Here is a 21,377-nt window from a genome sequence, read left to right on the forward strand (position 1 = left end):
CCGGGCATTAGCCCAACCAATGACTTGGTAGCTAAGAAAATCTTTAGCAACCCAGAAATCACTTGTCAGTTTATTCGCGATATGCTGGACTTGCCAGCAAAAAATGTGACGATTTTGGAGGGAAGTAACATTCACGTCTTGCCTTCCCTGCCGTACTCAGCGCAGGATTTTTACACTAGTATAGATGTTTTGGCTGAGTTGGACAATGGGACACAGGTTATCATTGAGATTCAAGTTCATCATCAAAATTTTTTCATCAATCGTCTGTGGGCTTATCTGTGCAGCCAGGTCAATCAAAACCTCGAAAAAATTCGCCAACGAGAAGGTGATACTCACCAGAGCTACAAGCATATCGCACCTGTTTACGCAATAGCTATTGTGGATAGTAATTATTTCCAAGATGATCTAGCTTTCCACAGTTTTAGCATGCGAGAAGATACGACGGGTGAAGTCTTAACCATCACCAATAATGGACAAGAAAACCATCTAGTCAAGATGGCATTCTTGGAATTAAAAAAATACAGAGAAACCAGCAAAGACGAGGTTCGCAAGCCGTGGTTAGAGTTTTTTGGGAACAAACCCTTTACCCAACAACCCGAGCGAGCTATCAGCCAAGCAGATCAACTGCTGGACTACAAGAGCTGGTCCGAGGAGGACAGGAAGATGTTTAGTCAACTACGTATGCGCGAAGAACAAGCATTATTGGCCCATGACTATGCCTTGGAACAAGCGGAGGAAAAGGGCTTAGAACGTGGTCGTGCGGAGGGGATTGAACAGGGATTAAAAGTAGGTTTAGTAAATCTAGTCCGCCAAGGTCTCCTGACTTCCGAGGTTGCCAGCCAGCAGTTGAGCATGACTGTCGCTGAGTTTGAAGCATTGTTATAAGATTATACAATCACTAATCATGACCACCCCTAAAACGGGTGGTTTGTACCAGGGCTATAAGCCCAAATTACCAGCCAGCGCCTAAAGACGCTGGCTTTCACTTTGTTCAAGCCTCATTGCTCTTGACTCGTCACTTGCCTCTTAAAGAGGCTTTAGTATTACTTACCACTATCCCTAAAGGGATCCTCATATTCTTTTACACTCAATTTATCTAGTGCTATATCATGCTTTACTCGTTCTTAAATATTCATACTCGTGAAGAAATCATCCACTGGATAATTTCTTTACTCTTGAATATATTTCTTAATTGTGGCTTCATTGAGTCCCACCGTACTCACATAATAACCTTCCGCCCAGAAATGTCGATTCCCAAACTTGTACTTGAGATTGGCGTGTTTGTCAAACATCATGAGTGCACTTTTTCCTTTTAAATAACCCATGAAACTCGAAACACTTATCCTTGGTGGAATACTTACTAACATGTATACATGGTCTGGCATTAAGTGACCCTCGATAATTTCAACTCCTTTATAACTACACAAGCGATGAAATATTTCGCCTAAACTACTTCGATATTGATTATAGATAACTTTTCGTCTATACTTAGGGGTGAACACAATGTGATACTTACAATTCCACTTTGTGTGCGATAAACTATGAGCCTTTTGTGCCATATTTTTCTCCTTTCGCTTTACAATTGACTTGAACACCTTTATTGTATCGTGTTCGGAGTTTTTTTGGTATAACCTTCGACGCGCACCCGCATAGCGGGTGGTTCTTTTGTCTCGCACCTAGCGGAGCGAGACGGACTAATAGTCACATAATAAAAGCGAACAAGAATGAAATATTGTCTTGTTCACTTTTTATTTTCTACTATCCAACAAAACCCTCACGCGATTATATACACAAAAAGAGAAGGTAACAAGTCCTTCTCTTTCATATTTTTAACTAATTAGTTTTTGCGTTTCACAAATGGAAGGGCACCAAGGAGCAAGCCTAGGAATCCTAATGATGCAATTGCAGCATTATCTTTGCCACCAGTGTTTGGAAGTTCTTTCTTATCTTCTGCTTTTGCAGCTGGTGCTTGATAAGTGTTGTCTTGACTAGTACCTGCTACAGCTGGAGCTGTCGGTGCTGGTGTTTCAGCTGTTGGTGCAGCTGGAGTATCTGTTCCAGGAGCTGGTGTAGATGGTGTTGTTGAACCTGGTGTAACAGATGGTCTGTTAATAATATAGCGATCACCTGGATACTCCCCACCATTTGCCTGATGGTCTAGGTTACTGTTACCTGAATCAGAACCAGTTACTGGACCTTCGTATGGGTTAACTTCATTTACCGCTGGTTTTACACCATTTAAAGCAATATTAAGTTCTTCTTCTAATGCTGTAGTATCTTTTCCATCAGCTTTATCTTTTGCAATTTGACGACGTAGTACACGAACTTCTTCTGCTTCACGGTCTGCTACATATGAATAATAATCTTCATCTGCTTGTTCTAATGCAGCTTTAGCTTCTTTTGCTTCTTTTTCTGCTTGTTTTAATGTTTCTTCTGCATCTTTTAATGCTGCTTCAGCTTTTTCTAAATCAGCTCTTGCTGCTTCTCTATATTGATCAGCTTGTTCACCGTCAGCATCTTTATAGCTTGCTAATTCTTTTTCAAATTTTGCTTTAGCTTCTTTTGCAGCTGCTAATTCCTCTTGAGCTGCTTTCACATTTTCTTTAGCTGCTTCAACAGCTGCTTTAGCTTCTTCTCTATTAGATTCAGCTTCTTTTTCATCATGTTTAGCTGCAGCTAATCTTTCTTCTGCATCTTTAACATCTGTATTTTCTTCATCTAAACGTTTGTTGATTTTATCTTGAGCATCAGCGTCAATTCCACCATTGATTGGTTTAACTTCGGTAACTTCACCAGATTCGTTACGTTTTAATTCAGCACCTGGAGCAGGTTTTGCATCTTTAACTTCTACAGGTGCATAGTTTTCACCATATTTTCCTGGGTCTGCTTCATCTGATTCAGTCTTGCTAGCTTCTGCTAAGTCTTTTAGTACTTCTTCAGGTGTGATTTGTTTTTCATCAATAGCTTTTAATAAATCTTCTTTACCGATAGCTGCCTTAGCTTCTAAGATTGCTACTTCTTTATCTTTAATTTTATCATTTTTATTAATAGCTTCTTCAGCTTGTTTTTCTAACTCTGTAAAGTAATCAGCGACATCTTCTTTAGTCACAGCAGTTGAAGCTGCTTCTTCAGCCTTCACAACTGATGGGTGAGAAGCAAGGAAACCTGTCCCTAAAACAGCTACACTAGCCAAGCTAGCAGTGAAAAGTTTTTTCTTATCCATAAAGTATTTACCACCTCTAATATCTTTTTACTTTCATTGCACCATTTTCTTTCGGAGAAATCAAAAAATAACATCCCTATTGACAAAAAAATAAGAGGAATTTCCCCTTATTTCTTTATTATATTCATTATACCCACTCACCATTGGCATTTACTGTGTAACCATCGATAGTTGTGTTCACAGCCAATGCACCTGATGAATATGAGTAATACCATTTACCGCTAACTTGGTACCAACCTGTCTTCATAGCACCTGAGCCAGCAAGATAATACCATGTACCACCTTGCTTGAGCCAACCTGTTTGCATAGCACCTGAAGCATTGAGGTAATACCAGTTACCATCTAAAAGCTTCCAACCAGTCTGCATAGCACCTGAACCGTCAAGATAATACCATGTACCATTGTCTTTTATCCATCTAGTACCCATTTTACCTAAACTGTCAAAATGGTACCAACTACCATTTATAAATTTCCAGCCTGTCTGCATAGCACCTGAGTCGTTAAGATAGTACCAATTACCATCAACTTGTTTCCAACCAGTTTTCATCACACCAGTTTCATCCAAGTAATACCATGCCCCATCTTTGACCCAACCTGTCTTCATTCCATCTTCTTTAGAGAAATAATACCAATCCAGTCCAATTTTCTTCCATCCAACATGACGATTTCCCTCATCATCAATGAAGAATTTTTTACCATCAATTAAAACAAGACCTGGTTTAAGGACACCTTCCTCATCTAAGAAATAATGTTTCCCGTCTACTGTAATATCCCCTGTTAGACGAACACCTTCTTTTAGATAGTAAGTTTTATCAGCAATTTTGATAAAGCCAGTTTTCTTATCACCATTTTCAACAAAATAGTAAACCTTATCAGCAACTTTTACAAAGCCTAGCTTTTTAACACCATCTTTTTCATCTAAATAGTATTGCTTATCACCTGAAGTCAATAGACCTTTTTTCATAGCTCCATCAGCTTCAAAGTAGTAAGTCTTATCATCGATTTTTTGCCAACCACTAACCTTTTTACCATCCTTGATATAGTAGACTTTTCCGTTCTCTGTTTTGAACTGACCTGCCGCTGCAGACTGATTTTGGTTAGTATTAGTTGTTGAATTTGAGCGATAGATATGGTAAAGTGTATCACCTTTTAATTCACCAGTAACATAAGTATAGTTGGCAATATCCAGACGACTGGTATCAGAAGCTGCAGAGCCTGTACGTGGATCTTTAATATCAACTGGAACATCACTACCAGGTTTATATTCTACAAAACGAACTTTTTTTACTGGAGAATTAGAATTTGTTGTTGAGCCATTATTATTGTTTGCACCAGTACTATTTTGGTTATTATTCCCATTAGCATTACTAGTGCTACCATTGTTTTGGTTGTTATCTCTATGGTATGGATTGGTCTGAGTACCAGAATTCGTAGTACCTGTCGTAGCAGTAGGCGCATACATATGATACATAATACCATCTTCTTCTCTACTAGAAGTATAGATATAACTTGCAATTTCAGGGTGATTCTCAATAGATGCAGCTGTCACAGCAGCACCTGTAAGTGCAGCTTTGATATCTACAGGTCCACCATTTTTAAATGTTGCATAGTGGACTTCTTTAACCGTAGAAGTTGTTGAAGTCGTTGTTGCCCCTGTTTCGGCAGCTTTTACTTGTTGAACTGAAGCCATAGCTAGCACTGAAGTAGCTAGTAAGATACCTGTTAGTGTTTTCTTCATGAGAAGAACCTCCTTTATTAAATGGTTAAATTTATATAGATTATATCTCTTTCCTATAATAAATGCAATAAAAAAACATAAAAAGTGTAGAAATATTTAACAATAACAGAAAGAGAGCGGTTCAAACCACTCTCTTTGTTATTTTATACCCATTCACCGTTGGCATTTACATAGTAGCCACCGACTGTAGTATTTACTGCAAGGGCACCTGAACTATAAGCATAGTACCATTTACCACCAACTTGGAACCAGCCAGTTACCATAGCACCTGAACCTTTAAGGTAGTACCATGAATCACCTACTTTAGCCCAACCTGTTTGCATAGCACCTGAACTGTTTAAATAGTACCAAGTGCTACCATCTTGCAACCAGCCTGTTTGCATTTCGCCTGAACCATTTAGGTAGTACCAAGTGCTACCATCTTTAACCCACCATTTTTGCATGATGCCTTCAGCGTTAAAGTAATACCACTTACCACCATCTTGTAACCAGCCAACTTGACGTTTGCCTTCTTTATTTACATAAATCCAGTTACTATCAACTTTATTCCAGCCAGCTTTTGTATTAGATTCATCTGTTAAGAAATATGTTTTACCATCAACGGTAATTTCCCCAAACTTACGTTCACCTTCTTCAGTGACATAGTAATACTTATCGCCAGCACCCTTGATAAGACCTGTCTTACGCTCACCTTCTGTAGTAATGTAATACCATTTTCCAGCACTATCTTTTACAATACCTGACTTGGTTGTACCGTCTTCAGCAAAGAAGTACCATTTATCACCTACCTTATGCGCTCCAATTGTCACAACACCATCTTTGACAAAATAAGTTTTTCCATTTTCAGAGATAATCTCTGTCTTACGAGCTCCATCTGACACAAAATAATAGGTTTTTTCTCCTACTTTAATGAAACCAGTTTTCTTAACACCTTGTCCGTCTAGATAGTAACGTTCAGATGTGTTTTCAAGAACTCCGTGAGCCATAACACCTTCACTATCAAAATAGTAAGTTTTTCCATCAACATTAGCCCAACCTTTTACAGGATTTCCTTTATAGTAAAGATAACGATTACCAGCAGACACACGCCATTTTACATCTTTATCAGAAGTTTTATAGCCTTGAGTATTTAACTCACTGACAGACGCATCGGGATCGTTTACATAATCATCAATCTTTGTCCCTTTCTCAACGAATAAGTAGTATTTTCTTCCCCCTTCAACATAGGCACGTTGAAATTCAAATCCTTCAATTGTCGAATGTTTAGAGATCGGCTGATTCCCATCTTCAAAAAATACTGTCTTACGTTCTTGTGAACGACCATTAATCACTGTGATCCACTCAGTTCTATAAACAACTTCTTCCGCACTTACTGGACGAGCTGTAATTGCAGAGTAACTGGTTAAAACTGCTGCACTTGCCATTGTCAAGCTAGCTACTGCTAGGGCTAAAGCTTTTTTATTTTTCATATGAGCATTCTCCATGTTTAAAATTTTAGGTAATAAACCTAGTTTTATTGTATCTTATTTTTTAAAAAAATTCTAAAAAAAACTGAACTTTTTATGGAAAAAATAAAAAGCAGAAGAAATCTCCTGCTTTTTTGATTAAACTAGATTATTTAACCCATTCACCGTTTCCGTTTACAGTGTATCCACCTACAGTAGTATTAACTGCAAGGGCACCAGAACCGTCAACGTAGTACCATTTACCAGCAACTTCAAACCATTGGCTAGCTTTCATAGCACCTGATGCTTCAAGGAAGTACCATTTGCCACCGTGTTGCAACCAACCAGTTTCCATAGCACCTGAACCATTTAGGTAGTACCAAGTGTTACCATCTTTAACCCACCATTTTTGCATTACGCCTTCAGCGTTAAAGAAGTACCATTTACCGTCGATTTGTTTCCAACCAGTAACTTGTTTGTTGTTGTCATAGTAGTGCCAGCCGTTTTCACCTTGAACCCACTCAGTACGAACAACATTGTAGCTGTCAGTTTTTTCAATTTCAACTGATGCATTTACATACATATCATTATTTTCGTTACGTCCAACTGCATCTGCTGTAAATAGTGAAGATTTTGTTAGGCGCTCAGGTAAAAAGTAACCTTTTGGTACTGTCAAAATACGGTAAACCGCTACTCCACCCTCGTGTAATTCAAACTCAGCATCACCTGCTTCATTTGTCTTAGCACTTACAAGAGCTGGGGCATCTTTAACAGGTTTTCCACCTTGAGCATTCAAGAAATCTTCAGTAGTTTTGTAAACTAATAGCTCAAATTCAACACCTGCAACTGGTGCACCTTGTTTATCTTTAACGTTGATACGTCCATGTGTTCCATTTGTGAATGGTACAACCTTTTGAACTTTACCATCTTTAAGATTAAATTGGCTATCATATGGATTAGATACTTTATCCTTGAATTGATTGTTAGGATTAATTACCAAATAAGTATAAGTAGAACCATCTGCATATTGAACAGATACTACTTTATCTCCATTTGCTAGAACTTGTTCAGCACGGTTAGTTTCAGTTGCTTTTTCCACTTGTGAAGGATCGTAAGTTTTTTCAACTTTTCTAACTGATGCTGCTTCTTCAGGTGTCAATTGTCTGTCAGCTGAAACAGCTTGTACAGCACCAAATGCTGCAAGAGCGACTGCGCTTGTCAATAAAACTTTTTTCATCGTTTTATCTCCTTTATTTTTCTTTAAAATATTTTTTCGTAAGACTATCTTACTACCATACAGTATATAAATATTTGCAGGATTTGTCAAGGGTTTTCATCAACTTTTTACCTATTTTTTTCAAAAAAGGGGAAAAAACGTCTTTGTGAGATGAAATACTCTTCAAATACCGTATCTCACAAGTGAAAATCTCACAAATTTCTTAAACCCTGAGTCAAACCTCACATATCTAATCCATATCGATAGTTGGATAGAACTCACTTCCATGATATTATCCTATAACCCCTTCCAAATGTCAAGCAAAAATGACAAGTATTTTAGAAATAACTCGCCATTTCATTAACTTTCTACTATTTAAAATGTGACCTCATAGCAAGGACTCGAACTCAGCTACTGACATGCCCAATTGTTCACTCGCAACCTCGGATGTCAAAAGACCTTTATGTACTAGATTTACTAAACCTACTTTTAATCCCTCTTCAATGCCTTCTTCGCGCCCTTTTTCAATACCCTCTGCACGACCACGTTCAAGTCCACGCTCTAAACCTTGTTCAATACCTTCTGCTCGACTACGCTCAAGACCTCGTTCCAATCCCTGTTCAAGACCTTCCGCTCTAGCTGTTTCCAAAGCATAGTCCTGTGCCAACAAGGCTTGTTCTTCTCGCATACGTAGTTGACTAAACATCTTCCTGTCCTCCTCGGACCAGCTCTTGTAGTCCAGCAGTTGGTCTGCTTGGCTGATGGCTCGCTCGGGTTGTTGGGTAAAGGGTTTATTCCCAAAAAACTCCAACCACGGTTTGCGAACCTCGTCTTTGCTGGTTTCTCTGTATTTTCTTAATTCCAAGAACGCCATTACTATGATGACCTTATAAGAGTGCCTCAAACTCAGCTACTGACATACCCAATTGTTCACTCGCGAATTCGGAAGTTAAAACATGTTGGCGTACTAAATCTAGAAAGGTAAAGATTTTCCCACGCTCCAGTCCCTGTTCAACGCCTTCTGCTCGTCCTTGTTCAAGACCCTCTGCACGACCACGTTCAAGACCTCGCTCTAAACCTTTTTCGATTCCTTCCGCTCTAGCTGTTTCCAAGGCATAGTCATGAGCGAGTAAGGCTTGTTCTTCACGCCTGCGTTGTTCACTAAACATTCTCCTGTCCTCCTCGGACCAGCTCTTGTAGTCCAGCAGTTGGTCTGCTTGGCTGATGGCTCGCTCGGGTTCTTGGGTAAAGGGCTTGTTGCCGAAAAACTCCAACCATGGCTTGCGAACCTCATCTTTGCTGGTTTCTCTATATTTTTAGGTCTTATTTATGATGGTCTTTCAATAGTTCTTCAAACTCAGCCACGGTCATGCCTAATTGCTCACTCGCAACCTCAGGTGTTAGAAGACCTTGACGTACTAGATTTACTAAACCTACTTTTAATCCCTCTTCTCGCCCTTTTTCAATACCCTCTGCACGGCCACGTTCAAGTCCTTGTTCAATACCACGCTCCAGTCCCTGTTCAATACCTTCCGCCCTAGCTGTTTCCAAGGCATAGTCATGAGCGAGTAAGGCTTGTTCTTCACGCCTGCGTTGTTCACTAAACATTTTCCTATCCTCCTCGGACCAGCTTTTATAGTCTAGCAGTTGGTCTGCTTGGCTTATGGCTCGCTCAGGTTGTTGGGTAAAGGGCTTGTTACCGAAAAACTCCAACCATGGCTTGCGAACCTCGTCTTTGCTGGTTTCTCTATATTTTTTTAGTTCTAAGAACGCCATCTTAACTAAATGGTTTTCTTGTCCATTATTGGTGATGGTTAATATCTCACCTGTCGTGTCCTCTCGCATACTAAAACTGTGAAAGGCTAAATCATCTTGAAAATAATTACTGTCAACGATAGCAATAGCGTATACTGGTGCTATGTGTTTATAACTTTGGTGAGTGTTTCCTTCTTGTTGGCGAATTTTTTCGAGATTTTGATTGACCTGACTACACAGATACGCCCACAGGCGATTGATGAAAAAATTCTGATGATGAACTTGAATTTCAATGATAACCTGTGTTCCATTGTCCAACTCCGCCAAGACGTCTATACTGGTATAGAAATCCTGAGCCGAGTAAGGCAGGGAAGGCAAGACATGAATGTTACTTCCCTCCAAAATGGTCACATTTTTAGCTGGCAAGTCCAGCATATCGCGAATAAATTGACAAGTGATTTCTGGGTTGCTAAAGATTTTCTTAGCAACCAAATCATTAGTTGGGCTAATGCCCGGATGACGTAAGGTCATATTTCTTCTCCTTTCATTATAGCACATTTTTAAATCTAGGTTTACTAGATTCTCTGGCTCTATCTATTTATTCGGAAAAGAGACGAAAAAAAATAAAAGTTATTAAAATTATTGTTTATCCTTAATTTTGTCTGTATTAAAAAAGGTTTCGACACCTAATTTTTAAAATTAAAGCACACTGAATCTAGGAACGATTTGAATCATCTTGACCTGCTCTTGGTATTCTTGACTGAGTTTCCAAATCTTCTTTACAGACGGAAAGAGCATCATCGTGTTCCTTGATGATTCTGATTTTCTCACCTTGTTCAGCTATTACATCGTCCGCTATAGCGATTCCAAAATCTCGCATCTTATCCTTCATTCATCTTGGTAATCAACTTCTTAATGTTTGGTTTCTCATCTGGATTGTCAAAGATTCTCTGAATAATAGCTTGAGCAAATAAATCATTCCTTAGTTCAACCAATCCACAATATATCTTTCCAATTGCTTGGCAAACCAATCTTACTAGATAATATGATATTTGACTTTTCCATCAACTGTGCCTCTAAACTCATTAAAAAATCGTTCCAATCTTGAACAAAAGAATGTGAATGATGTTGTATAAGATTTTTCATAGCTAAAAGATAAGCAAATAAATCGTTATTATGGGTCTTTTTCTTTTTAGTCTCTGCATTCTTGTTTATTTGACGCAAATCAGCTGAAAAGAAACTTGGACTTGCTATTGTAAAATTTTGACCATATAGTCTTAAATGATGTGCTGTCCTATTTCTCATATACCATGTAGCTGAAACCCAGCCAAATAATTTACTCCGGATTTCTTCTCCATGAATTTTAGAATTTACCACACCAGTTGATAAAAATGTAGTATCTATCCAATACTCCCGGTACTCTTTTTTCAGTGCACTTATAAAACGAGTTGTTTCCCCAAAAGTCATCTCTTGAAAAAGAACCCAAATTGGAAATTTAGAACCTTTATTTTTGATATGATGCTGTATTGAAAGACTTTGATTCTCTGATAAATGTTTTTCTATAATTGAAATAAATTCGTGATATAATTCAGAGTTTTCATAAATAGTTTCATCCAAGTAACACTCACCTTTTTGATATTTTCCATTATATTGCTGACAAAGCGATTCAATAAAAGTTGATTTTATAAACTGCTCTAATCTACCAGAAAATATAAACAGAAACTGTGACAACCAGTCATTAAATTCATACAATAAAATCGCTGCTTGAAATTTTCCTTTATGAAGATTATCTGGAACCTGTTTAATAAAAGCAGAAAACGAATAGTAACTATGGCAACGTAAAAAATTTTTGGAATCTAGTTCCTCTTCAGGTGACATATCTAGCTTATCTGAAAGATAACTTACCAAATCTTCAAGAGGTAAAAATGCTTTCATTTCTCTCTTTAAATCTCTTGACAAAGAAATACTATTATCAGTTGTGTACATCATTAACCTTCTAAATCTATAAAAAAATGACTCCAGTTGCTATGAAACAGGGAGCAAAAGGAGTGCTTGTATCTAAATACTATACTATTCTATAAAAAAAGTCAAGTAAACTTGATATTTTTTCAATTTGTGTCTAATTGTTCACTCGCAAATTCGGAAGATAAAGCATGTTGGCGTACTAAATCTAGAAAGGCAAAGATTTATCCTTCAACTTTCCCACGCTCCAGTCCCTGTTCAAGACCCTCTGCACGGTCCGTTCAAAGCCTTGTTCTTCAGCTTGCTCCAAGGCATAGTCCTGTGCTAACAAGGCTTGTTATTCGCGCATACGTAGTTGGCTAAACATATTCCTGTCCTCCTCGGACCAGCTCTTGTAGTCCAGCAGTTGGTCTGCTTGGCTGATGGCTCGCTCGGGGTGCTGGGTAAAGGATTTATTCCCGAAAAACTCCAACCATGGCTTGCGAACCTCGTCTTTGCTGGTTTCTCTGTATTTTCTTAATTCCAAGAACGCCATTATTGTGACGTTCTTACAATAGTGCCTCAAACTCCGCTACTGACATACCCAATTGTTCACTCGCGAATTCGGAAGTTAAAACATGTTGGCGAACCATGTCTAAGAAGGCAAAAAGTTTCCCACGTTCTAACCCCTGTTCAATACCCTCTGCCCTAGCTGTTTCCAAGGCATAGTCATGAGCGAGTAAAGCTTGTTCTTCACGCCTGCGTTGTTCACTAAACATCTCCCTGTCCTCCTCGGACCAGCTCTTATAGTCTAGCAGTTGATCTGCTTGGCTGATAGCTCGCTCGGGTTGTTGGGTAAAGGGCTTGTTACCAAAAAACTCCAACCACGGCTTGCGAACCTTATCTTTGCTGGTTTCTCTGTATTTTTTTAATTCCAAGAATGCCATCTTTACCAGATGGTTTTCTTGACCATTGTTTGTGATGGTTAAGGCTTCACCTGTCGTGTCCTCTCGCATACTAAAGCTATGGAAAGCTTGATCATCTTGGAAGTAGTTACTATCTACAATTGCGATAGCGTATACTGGTGCGATGTGTTTGTAACTCTGGTGTGTATCACCTTCTCGTTGACGAATTTTTTCTAGGTTTTGATTGACCTGACTGCATAGGTAAGCCCACAGGCGATTGATGAAAAAATTCTGATGATGAACTTGGATTTCGATAATAACCTGCGTGCCATTGTCCAACTCAGCTAAGACGTCTATACTGGTATAGAAATCCTGCGCTGAGTAGGGCAGGGAAGGCAAGACATGAATATTACTTCCCTCCAAAATGGTTACATTTTTAGCTGGCAAGTCCAGCATATCGCGGATAAATTGACAAGTGATTTCCGGATTGCTAAAGATTTTCTTAGCTACCAAATCATTGGTCGGGCTAATGCCCGGATGTCTGAGAATTATATTTCCTCTCCTTTCATTATAGCACATTTTTAAATCTAGGTTTACTAGATTCACTGCTACTATCTATTTATTCGGAAAAGAGACGAAAAAAACCTGAGAATCATCTCAGGCTTGGTCATTAAATTTTTTTCTCAATACCGAAAAGTGGAGAAAGTGGTCGTTTTTCATGGATACGTACGATAGCATCACCTAGGAGATGAGCGATTGAAATCTGCTCAATCTTATCAATCAAACGCTCTTCTGGCAGATAGATGGTATCCAAAACAACCAATTTCTTAATAGCTGATTTTTGGATATTGTCCATAGCAGGACCAGAAAGAACTGGGTGCGTACAGCTTGCATAGACTTCAACAGCACCAGCTTCTGCAAGAGCATCTGCCGCATGACAAATCGTTCCAGCAGTATCAATCATATCATCAATCAAGATACAAGTCTTGCCTTCGACCTTGCCGATGATGTTCATGACTTCACTAGTATTCATCTTATCAACGCTACGACGTTTGTCAATGATAGCGATAGATGTTTTCAAAAATTCTGCCAACTTACGAGCACGAGTCACCCCTCCATGGTCTGGGCTGACAACCACATAGTCAGAACCAACCATGCCACGACGCTCAAAATAATCCGCAATCAGAGGAGCTCCCATCAAGTGATCCACAGGAATATCAAAGAATCCTTGAATCTGTGCAGCATGCAAGTCGATTGTCAATAAACGATCCACTCCAGCTACTTCAAGCATATTTGCGACAAGTTTTGAAGTGATTGGCTCACGCGCTCTCGCCTTTCTATCCTGACGTGCATACCCATAGTAAGGCATGACAACATTGACAGATTCTGCACTCGCACGCTTCAAAGCATCCACCATAATCAAAATTTCAAGCAGATTGTCATTTACAGGCGAACTAGTTGATTGTAGGATAAAGACGTGTTTCCCACGGATTGATTCTTCGATGTTGACCTGAATCTCTCCATCTGAAAATTGGCGAACACTTGATTTTCCCAACTCTATCCCAATCTCCTGCGCCACACGTTCTGCCAATTCTTTATTAGAAGAAAGGGCAAACAGCTTTAAATCAGAAAAAGACATGATTTCCTCCGGTATATATGTATCGCTTGTGCTTTTCACAAGATTTTTCCATCTACCATTGTAGCGCTTTTTGCACTATTTTTCAATCAAAAATAAAAGAAGGGCAACATATTTGTACCCTTGCATCATTCTTTTGAAAAATATTCTAGTTCATTATCTCATCGTGCTTCTCAACAAAGCGATAAGCCTGATAAAAACCGTAAAGAGCAATAGCTGTAACTACTGGAATCGCTAATGGCAACTCTGTCTCCAATTCAACAAAAGGAGAGTTAAACAAGAAATGAATTCCCAAGGCTAAACCTAGGAAAATAATCCCCTCTTTCTTGCCAGCCTTCTGCCCTTTATAGGCTCTGTAAAGCAAGTAAACACCTACTACAGCCAGACCTGAAAAAGTCCAGTGAGAGGCAATTCCTGAGATGATACGCTCTAAAATCCTCGCAATAGTAAAGTCAAATCCCTCTGGCAAATCCGTACGAATATAGCCAATATCCTCAATCATCTGGAATCCCAAACCAGAAGCAATCCCAAGTAAAAACAAAGATTTTAATTTTCGCACGGGAATCAAAGCTAAAACAAAAACAAGTGGCAACAATTTCAAGGGTTCTTCTACCAAAGGAGCCACAATAGCACTTTCAAAGGCATTTAAAAATCCACTATCTGGGAAAAGAATACCCAGCAAATCATGGATATAGGTATTAGCAAAACTAGATAGCCAGCCTGAAAGGAACATCCCACCCAATAAAGACAAAATCAAGGCCTTCTTTGGTAATTCCCATTTTTTCCCAATACGGAAAAGGAAATAAAGAGCCGGAATCATGTAAAAGAGAGCTAGAAAGATAGAAACTCCCATTAGTCCATATTCCGCAGCTGACATCGAACCATCCGTATAGTAGATAGTTTCATACTGCAAACCAATACATAGCAATAACATAAAAATAAATAAAATACTGTTTTTCTTCATACACTTTCTTTCTAAATGAAGTATTTATAATTCTACGACTGTCATACTTCCTGTATCTACATCATAAATGGCACCAGAGATAATGACATCATCTGGTATTAGGGGAGACTTGATAAGGAGTTGCATGTCCTCACGTACACTCTCCTCTATATCTTGAAAGGGCAAGAAGTCCTGGCCTGACACATCGACACCTAGTTCCTCTTTCAGATACTCCTGAAAAGGACCATTTTCAAAGGTCTGAGCACCACAGTCTGTATGGTGCAATACCACAATCTCTCTTGTCCCCATTTGTTGCTGGGAAATCACCAGCGAACGAATCATGTCCTCAGTCACTCGACCACCTGCATTCCGCAAGATATGAGCATCCCCAAGTGCCAATCCCAAAGCTGGCGCAACGTGCAAACGAGAGTCCATACAGGTCACAATGGCTACTCTAGTTTTGGGTTTAAGTGGTAGATTTAACTGCCCATGTAGGGCAACATAAGCCTGATTGGCTTGCATAAACTGTTCAAAATACGACACGATTCCCTCCTCGAAAATTTGATAGTCAAATATTTCTCCTATCTTATCATTTTTAAGAGGATTTGTCACGGATTATGCAAAGACCTTTTTCAAAACTTCCTGAATCGTTGTTACGCCAATGACCTGAATTTCCTTGGGCGGAGTGATTCCTGTCAAGGAATTTTTGGGTACATAAATCTTAGTAAAGCCCAATTTAGCAGCTTCGTTGATACGTTGTTCGATACGATTCACGCGCCGAATCTCTCCTGTCAAGCCCAGTTCTCCCACAAAACATTCCTGAGGATTAGTTGGCTTGTCTTTATAGCTCGAAGCAATGGCAACTGCAACTGCCAAGTCAATGGCAGGTTCATCCAATTTGACACCGCCAGCAGATTTGAGATAGGCGTCCTGATTTTGCAAGAGAAGACCTGCACGCTTTTCCAAAACAGCCATAATCAAGCTAGCACGATTAAAATCAAGTCCCGTCGTCGTACGCTTAGCATTTCCAAACATGGTCGGTGTTACCAAAGCCTGAACCTCCGCCAAAATCGGACGCGTCCCTTCCATGGTCACAACGATAGAGGAACCAGTCGCCCCATCCAAACGCTCTTCTAAGAAAACTTGACTCGGATTGAGGACCTCAACCAAACCGCCCGACTGCATCTCAAAAATCCCAATCTCATTAGTGGAACCAAAACGGTTTTTGACTGCCCTCAAGATACGAAAGGTATGGTGGCGCTCCCCTTCAAAGTAAAGCACCGTATCCACCATATGCTCCAACATTCTCGGCCCAGCCAAGGTTCCTTCCTTGGTCACATGACCTACGATAAAGATGGCAATGTTATTGGTTTTGGCCAGCTGCATAAGTTCAGCCGTCACCTCACGCACTTGAGAAACAGACCCCTGCACCCCTGAAATCTCAGGAGACATAATGGTTTGGATAGAGTCAATAACGAGGAAGTCTGGCTGGATTCTCTCTACCTCTGCGCGAACACTTTGCATATTGGTCTCTGCATAGAGATAAAACTCACTATCAATATCTCCCAAGCGTTCCGCTCGCAACTTGATTTGCTGGGCAGACTCCTCCCCACTGACGTAGAGAACCGTCCCCACTTGAGACAGCTGGGTTGAGACTTGTAAAAGAAGGGTTGATTTCCCAATCCCAGGATCCCCACCTATGAGAACGAGACTTCCTGGTACCACTCCACCTCCAAGTACACGATTAAATTCCTCCATCTCCGTCTTGGTTCGATTGACATTGATTGAAGTCACTTCAGCCAGTTTCATGGGCTTGGTTTTCTCACCTGTCAAGGACACACGCGCATTCTTGACCTCGGCAACCTCAACCTCTTCTACAAAAGAAGACCAAGACCCACAGTTAGGGCAACGCCCCAGATATTTAGGGGAATTATACCCACAATTTTGACATACAAATGTCGCTTTTTTCTTTGCGATGATAAACCTCTTTCTATATCTCTAACTCACACTCAATCACTTGGCAAAAATCAATCTTCTCATTTGGCACAAACTGGCGCATAAGCATGTTGTGAGTTACCACTATCACGGTCTGGTAATCTCGATACTTAGCCATGCATTCTAGAAAACGAGACTTCATTTCCGTAGCTGTCTCATATTGAATAGGACTATTAGGAAGTAACTCCCCCTTGTTTTCTAGAAACATAGTACGAGCTTTTTCAAAATTATCTGTGCTACTTTCATAGACCTGCCATTCATGCAATAATGGCTCCACTCTCAAAGGAAGTCCCGTAGCACAAACTACATAAGAAGCCGTTTCTAAAGCTCTTGTGACTGCAGAAGATATGATTATTTCAGCTGAAAGGAGTAAAGGATTGGTGCTCAGTTCCTGAGCTTGCTGCCGTCCCTTCTCAGACAAGGGCGCCAAATCTATCCCAAATCCCGTATAAGAACGCTCCTCTAACTCACGATAATCTGGCTCCCCGTGACGTACAAAGATAATCTTCATTCTAGTGCCCAGTCGATCCAAATCCACCAGTTCGAACGCCATCAGCCGCATCTCCATCTGCGATTAAGAAAGGTGCAAAGACAGCCTGGACAACACGTTCCCCAACTTCAAGAATAACCTCTTGGTCTGTGATATTCTTCATCTGCGCAAAAATATGCCCTTCATTCCCAGGATTTCCATAATAATCCCCGTCAACGACCCCAACTGAATTAATTAAAACCAAGCCCTTCTTACGAGGGTTTGAAGAACGATCATAGAGGTAGAGAACCTCAGTCGGCTGCATATAAGCCTTAACCCCTGTCGGAACTAATACAATCTCTCCTGGCGCAATAACCATACGTACTGCAACCTTTAAGTCGTAACCAGCCGCATGCGCTGTCTCACGCTTGGGCAATAAACTTTCATCTGTAAAACTAGAAACCAATTCAAAACCACGAATTTTCATCATCTTCTCTTTTCTATTATCATTTATTCTAGATTATTCTATCTTATTTATTCGGAAAAAGCACGAAAAAAAGAGCACACAATTCAAATCGCTTAGGGCTGCTGGATTCCTCCCCTGACCCGCTTCACGCAGAACTGTTGCTCCACTATTTATTATATCACATTCCTATTCATTTTAAAAGCAAAATTATTTTTTCCGTCTATTTCTAAAAAAGTCCTGCATAATAGCTGCGCATTCATCTTCCAAAATTCCCGTTTCAACCTCCACACGATGATTGAGACGCTCATCTGTCAAGATATCGTACAAACTCCCAGCAGCGCCAAATTTATGGTTTTTAGCCCCGTAGACCACGTTTGGAATACGGGCAAGTCCAATCGCCCCACTACACATGACACAAGGCTCAATGGTCACAAAAAGCGTGCAATCAAGTAAGCGCCAGCTCTCCTCACTCAGATTCGCATTCTCTATGGCCATAATTTCCGCATGCATAACTGCTCGCTGCAGTTCCTCACGCGCATTATGCCCGCGACCAATGATTTCTCCATCCTTGACAATCACACAACCAATTGGAATTTCATCGTGTTCAAGAGCAATCTTAGCCTCTCTCAAAGCTTCCCTCATAAAGACTTCTTTTTCTTCAACTGTATAATTCATCAATTTCCCTTTTTCTACTTGTCAGTTTTATTATTATATCATGAATCCTAACACAAAAAAAGCCACCGAATGCGGTGACTTTATAGGGAGATTATTATGAAAAAGAAAAGTTTAGGATATTTGTTACAACAAGTTAGGAGGTCTTCTTGTAACTGTCTATAGTATACCCGACCTATCTTAAACAAATCTTAAAAATCTCTTACGACCAAACACTTTCTAAAATATTTGTTTGTTCACGACCAGGACCTACTGAGAAAGTAGAAATACGAACGCCAACCAATTCACTCACACGACGAACATAGTTACGCGCATTCTCAGGAAGATCTTCCAAATTACGAACTCCAGTAATATCTTCTGACCAACCTGGCAACTCTTCATAGATAGGCTTGCAACGTTTCAATTGCTCAAGACTAGCTGGATAGTAGTCAATACGTTGACCATCAAGATCATAGGCCACACAGATTTTCACTGTATCTAAACCACTCAAAACATCGATAGAGTTCAATGAAAGGTTAGTAATACCAGAAACGCGACGGCTATGGCGCATCACAACTGAATCAAACCATCCCACACGACGTGGACGACCAGTTGTTGTACCATATTCATGACCGACTTCACGGATACGTTCTCCCACTTCATCAAACAACTCAGTTGGGAAAGGACCGTCTCCAACACGACTCGTATAGGCTTTACATACACCAACAACCTTGTCAATCTTGCTTGGACCGACACCAGAACCAATTGTCACACCACCAGCTACAGGGTTTGATGACGTAACAAATGGATAGGTACCTTGGTCGATATCGAGCATAACTCCTTGTGCACCTTCAAAAAGCACACGTTTACCGTTATCAAGCGCATCATTCAAAATGACAGATGTGTCTGTCACATATTTCTTGATTTGTTGACCATATTCGTAATACTCTTCAAAAATATCATCGAAAGCAATAGCTTTACTGTCATACAATTTTTCAAAAAGACGATTCTTTTCAGCAAGGTTACGTTCTAAACGCTCACGGAAAATATCTTTATCCAAAAGATCTGCAATACGAATCCCAACACGAGCAGCCTTGTCCATATAAGCTGGACCAATTCCCTTGATTGTAGTCCCAATCTTATTGTCGCCCTTAGCTTCTTCTTGCAAACGGTCTAACTCGATATGATAAGGCAAAATAACATGCGCGCGATCAGAAATACGGAAGTTATCAGTTGTAACACCTTCCTCATGAAGATAACTCAACTCTTTCACAAGAGATTTAGGATTTACAACCATACCATTCCCAATAACAGAGATTTTTTCAGGGAAGAAAATTCCAGATGGAATCAAGTGTAACTTAAATTTCTTACCATCGATCACAATCGTGTGACCTGCATTATCACCACCTTGGTAACGTGCAATCACTTCTGCATTCGCTGAAAGGAAGTCTGTAATCTTCCCTTTACCTTCATCACCCCATTGGGTACCTACAACAACAACTGAAGTCATAATCTTGTCTGAGCCCTCAGGCTCTTCCTTTCTCACATACATGGCAGGAATCTCACCCGCAATTATATCTTACAATTTATTATAAGAAAAAATCGCCTTTTTATCAAGAAGAAACAATAGAAAGATTTGCTATTTCCAACTATTAAAAAATGTTTTAGAAAAAATTCCGGCTATTTATCATTATTTTCCCATAAAAAGTTAAATTTGTTCGGAAATTAACTCATACTGTCTCAACAAGCAACAAAACCTTGTTTCATTATCAATTTTTCAAGATACAAACGATAAGAAACACGATAATGGTAAACAATAAAATCCCTACGACACCCAATGCCATATCGAACTAAATAATAAATCAAAAATTTAAAATGAAAATGTTCCCAGTCAAAATTATCACCAAATACAGTACCATACTCTTCTTCAATATTTCTATAAAAATCCGCCATCTGCTCATAAATTTTTTGTAACATAATCAAATACTCCTTTTCTTTTTTATGAACTTATTCTAACAAAAAATTTTACACATTCACTATCAATTCCTGAATTGTTAAAATACCAATCTCAACAAGAGAAAAAATAGGAAAAGTTGACAGAATAGAATAAATACCTTACATCAAAAACAAACTATTAAATCCCTAAAAATAAAAAATTCCTATAAATGATTTACAAAATTATCCTTTAAATGATTTACAAAATTATCCTTATTACAAATCATCCTGTACGGTTACCATTGCATTGAATCTTTCTCAGTTTAAGCTATAAAGTGATTGAATAGAAATGAAGCACTTTTTAGGGTAGAAAAAAATTCCATAAGATTTATAATGAAAAGGTACCAAACCATCATTAGAAAGAATCATATGGAACAATTACACTTTATCACAAAATTACTAGAGCTTACAGACACTAATTTCTAAATTATGGATATCATCAATAGGGGGACACATAAGGAAATCATCGCTAAACTGGACTACGATGCTCCGTCTTGCCCTGAGTGTGGAAGTCAAATGAAGAAATATGACTTTCAAAAACATTCTAAGATTTCTTACCTCGAAACGACTGGTATGTCTACTAGAAATCTACTTAGAGAGCGTCGATTCAAGTGCTATCACTGTTCAAAAATGATGATGTCTGAAACTTCTATCGTCAAGAAAAATATCTCGCTTCATTAGGTGCGAGATAGATTATTAATTATATAACAAAAAAGAGGTCAAAACCTCCTTTAATTAACTACTCCGCCAGTAGGACTCGAACCTACGACATCATGATTAACAGTCATGCGCTACTACCAACTGAGCTATGGCGGAATAAAGCTAAGCGACTTCCATATCTCACAGGGGGCAACCCCCAACTACTTCCGGCGTTCTAGGGCTTAACTTCTGTGTTCGGCATGGGTACAGGTGTATCTCCTAGGCTATCGTCACTTAACTCTGAGTAATACCTACTCAAAATTGAATATCTATTCAAACTAAGAAAACCGTTCGCTTTCA

Annotated in this window: 17 protein-coding genes, 1 tRNA gene, 1 rRNA gene, 1 other RNA gene and 6 pseudogenes; 2 read left to right on the forward strand and 24 right to left on the reverse strand. The window is 39.4% G+C overall.

Features of this window, described 5'->3' with window-relative positions:
- Positions 1-885: Rpn family recombination-promoting nuclease/putative transposase (locus HT714_RS01660; protein ID WP_173251391.1), on the forward strand; the 885-nt coding region annotated here is incomplete at its 5' end.
- A gap of 158 nt (positions 886-1,043) precedes the next feature.
- On the opposite strand, the pseudogene tnpA reads toward HT714_RS01660, so the two are convergent.
- From tnpA to comW, 22 genes and pseudogenes are all read right to left on the reverse strand, one after another.
- A pseudogene (tnpA, locus tag HT714_RS01665) lies at positions 1,044-1,559 on the reverse strand (IS200/IS605 family transposase).
- Between the two features lie 278 nt (positions 1,560-1,837).
- Positions 1,838-3,223, reverse strand: coding sequence for an LPXTG cell wall anchor domain-containing protein (locus HT714_RS09575; RefSeq protein ID WP_240148087.1), 1,386 nt, complete (start codon positions 3,221-3,223; stop codon positions 1,838-1,840).
- Between the two features lie 127 nt (positions 3,224-3,350).
- Positions 3,351-4,961 carry an N-acetylmuramoyl-L-alanine amidase family protein gene (locus HT714_RS09845; protein ID WP_173224610.1) on the reverse strand — a complete coding sequence of 537 codons (1,611 nt, stop codon included), beginning with the start codon at positions 4,959-4,961 and terminating at the stop codon, positions 3,351-3,353.
- A 143-nt stretch (positions 4,962-5,104) separates the two neighbouring features.
- A complete protein-coding gene (locus HT714_RS01680) occupies positions 5,105-6,430 on the reverse strand; it encodes an N-acetylmuramoyl-L-alanine amidase family protein (protein ID WP_173224605.1) in 1,326 nt (441 codons plus the stop codon).
- A 145-nt stretch (positions 6,431-6,575) separates the two neighbouring features.
- Positions 6,576-6,875: pseudogene (locus HT714_RS09590) on the reverse strand (N-acetylmuramoyl-L-alanine amidase family protein); the annotation flags it as partial.
- 1,135 nt (positions 6,876-8,010) lie between these two features.
- Positions 8,011-8,505: pseudogene (locus HT714_RS01690) on the reverse strand (hypothetical protein); the annotation flags it as partial.
- A 4-nt stretch (positions 8,506-8,509) separates the two neighbouring features.
- Positions 8,510-8,938: pseudogene (locus HT714_RS01695) on the reverse strand (hypothetical protein); the annotation flags it as partial.
- 7 nt (positions 8,939-8,945) lie between these two features.
- On the reverse strand, positions 8,946-9,908 hold the full coding sequence (locus tag HT714_RS01705) for an Rpn family recombination-promoting nuclease/putative transposase (protein WP_173224594.1): 963 nt from the start codon (positions 9,906-9,908) through the stop codon (positions 8,946-8,948).
- Between the two features lie 184 nt (positions 9,909-10,092).
- Positions 10,093-10,257 carry a hypothetical protein gene (locus HT714_RS01710; protein ID WP_004242079.1) on the reverse strand — a complete coding sequence of 55 codons (165 nt, stop codon included), beginning with the start codon at positions 10,255-10,257 and terminating at the stop codon, positions 10,093-10,095.
- A 107-nt stretch (positions 10,258-10,364) separates the two neighbouring features.
- Entirely contained in the window at positions 10,365-11,363 is a 999-nt protein-coding gene (locus tag HT714_RS01715) for an Abi family protein (RefSeq protein WP_173224593.1), read from the reverse strand.
- A gap of 122 nt (positions 11,364-11,485) precedes the next feature.
- Positions 11,486-11,874, reverse strand: a pseudogene (locus tag HT714_RS09595) (hypothetical protein); the annotation flags it as partial.
- 13 nt (positions 11,875-11,887) lie between these two features.
- On the reverse strand, positions 11,888-12,775 hold the full coding sequence (locus HT714_RS01725) for an Rpn family recombination-promoting nuclease/putative transposase (protein ID WP_173224785.1): 888 nt from the start codon (positions 12,773-12,775) through the stop codon (positions 11,888-11,890).
- Between the two features lie 118 nt (positions 12,776-12,893).
- A complete protein-coding gene (locus tag HT714_RS01730; RefSeq protein WP_033680978.1) occupies positions 12,894-13,862 on the reverse strand; it encodes a ribose-phosphate diphosphokinase in 969 nt (322 codons plus the stop codon).
- A gap of 145 nt (positions 13,863-14,007) precedes the next feature.
- Positions 14,008-14,823, reverse strand: coding sequence for a PrsW family glutamic-type intramembrane protease (locus HT714_RS01735; RefSeq protein WP_173224591.1), 816 nt, complete (start codon positions 14,821-14,823; stop codon positions 14,008-14,010).
- A gap of 24 nt (positions 14,824-14,847) precedes the next feature.
- Complete coding sequence (locus HT714_RS01740; protein WP_173224589.1) at positions 14,848-15,345, reverse strand: carbonic anhydrase; 498 nt, start codon at positions 15,343-15,345, stop codon at positions 14,848-14,850.
- Between the two features lie 72 nt (positions 15,346-15,417).
- Entirely contained in the window at positions 15,418-16,782 is a 1,365-nt protein-coding gene (gene radA, locus HT714_RS01745) for a DNA repair protein RadA (protein WP_173224779.1), read from the reverse strand.
- Between the two features lie 10 nt (positions 16,783-16,792).
- Positions 16,793-17,350 carry a histidine phosphatase family protein gene (locus HT714_RS01750; RefSeq protein ID WP_173224587.1) on the reverse strand — a complete coding sequence of 186 codons (558 nt, stop codon included), beginning with the start codon at positions 17,348-17,350 and terminating at the stop codon, positions 16,793-16,795.
- On the reverse strand, positions 17,310-17,753 hold the full coding sequence (locus HT714_RS01755) for a dUTP diphosphatase (protein WP_173224782.1): 444 nt from the start codon (positions 17,751-17,753) through the stop codon (positions 17,310-17,312). The genes HT714_RS01750 and HT714_RS01755 overlap by 41 nt, the downstream gene beginning before the upstream one ends.
- A gap of 56 nt (positions 17,754-17,809) precedes the next feature.
- Positions 17,810-17,907, reverse strand: an RNA gene (gene ffs / locus HT714_RS01760) — signal recognition particle sRNA small type.
- A gap of 32 nt (positions 17,908-17,939) precedes the next feature.
- A complete protein-coding gene (tadA, locus tag HT714_RS01765; protein WP_173224585.1) occupies positions 17,940-18,407 on the reverse strand; it encodes a tRNA adenosine(34) deaminase TadA in 468 nt (155 codons plus the stop codon).
- A gap of 199 nt (positions 18,408-18,606) precedes the next feature.
- A complete protein-coding gene (locus HT714_RS01770; RefSeq protein WP_173251393.1) occupies positions 18,607-19,893 on the reverse strand; it encodes an adenylosuccinate synthase in 1,287 nt (428 codons plus the stop codon).
- A 230-nt stretch (positions 19,894-20,123) separates the two neighbouring features.
- Complete coding sequence (gene comW, locus HT714_RS01775) at positions 20,124-20,360, reverse strand: sigma(X)-activator ComW (protein WP_173224583.1); 237 nt, start codon at positions 20,358-20,360, stop codon at positions 20,124-20,126.
- 447 nt (positions 20,361-20,807) lie between these two features.
- On the opposite strand from comW, the pseudogene HT714_RS01780 reads away from it, so the two are divergent.
- Positions 20,808-21,044, forward strand: a pseudogene (locus HT714_RS01780) (transposase family protein); the annotation flags it as partial.
- Between the two features lie 76 nt (positions 21,045-21,120).
- Here HT714_RS01780 and HT714_RS01785 read toward each other — a convergent pair.
- Both HT714_RS01785 and rrf read right to left on the reverse strand, forming a co-directional pair.
- Positions 21,121-21,194, reverse strand: a tRNA-Asn gene (locus tag HT714_RS01785).
- Between the two features lie 5 nt (positions 21,195-21,199).
- Positions 21,200-21,315: ribosomal RNA gene (rrf, locus tag HT714_RS01790) — 5S ribosomal RNA — on the reverse strand.
- Positions 21,316-21,377: the final 62 nt, after the last annotated feature.

The sequence above is a fragment of the Streptococcus sp. 3705 genome, from assembly GCF_013277145.1.
In the GTDB taxonomy this organism is placed as follows: Bacteria; Bacillota; Bacilli; order Lactobacillales; family Streptococcaceae; genus Streptococcus.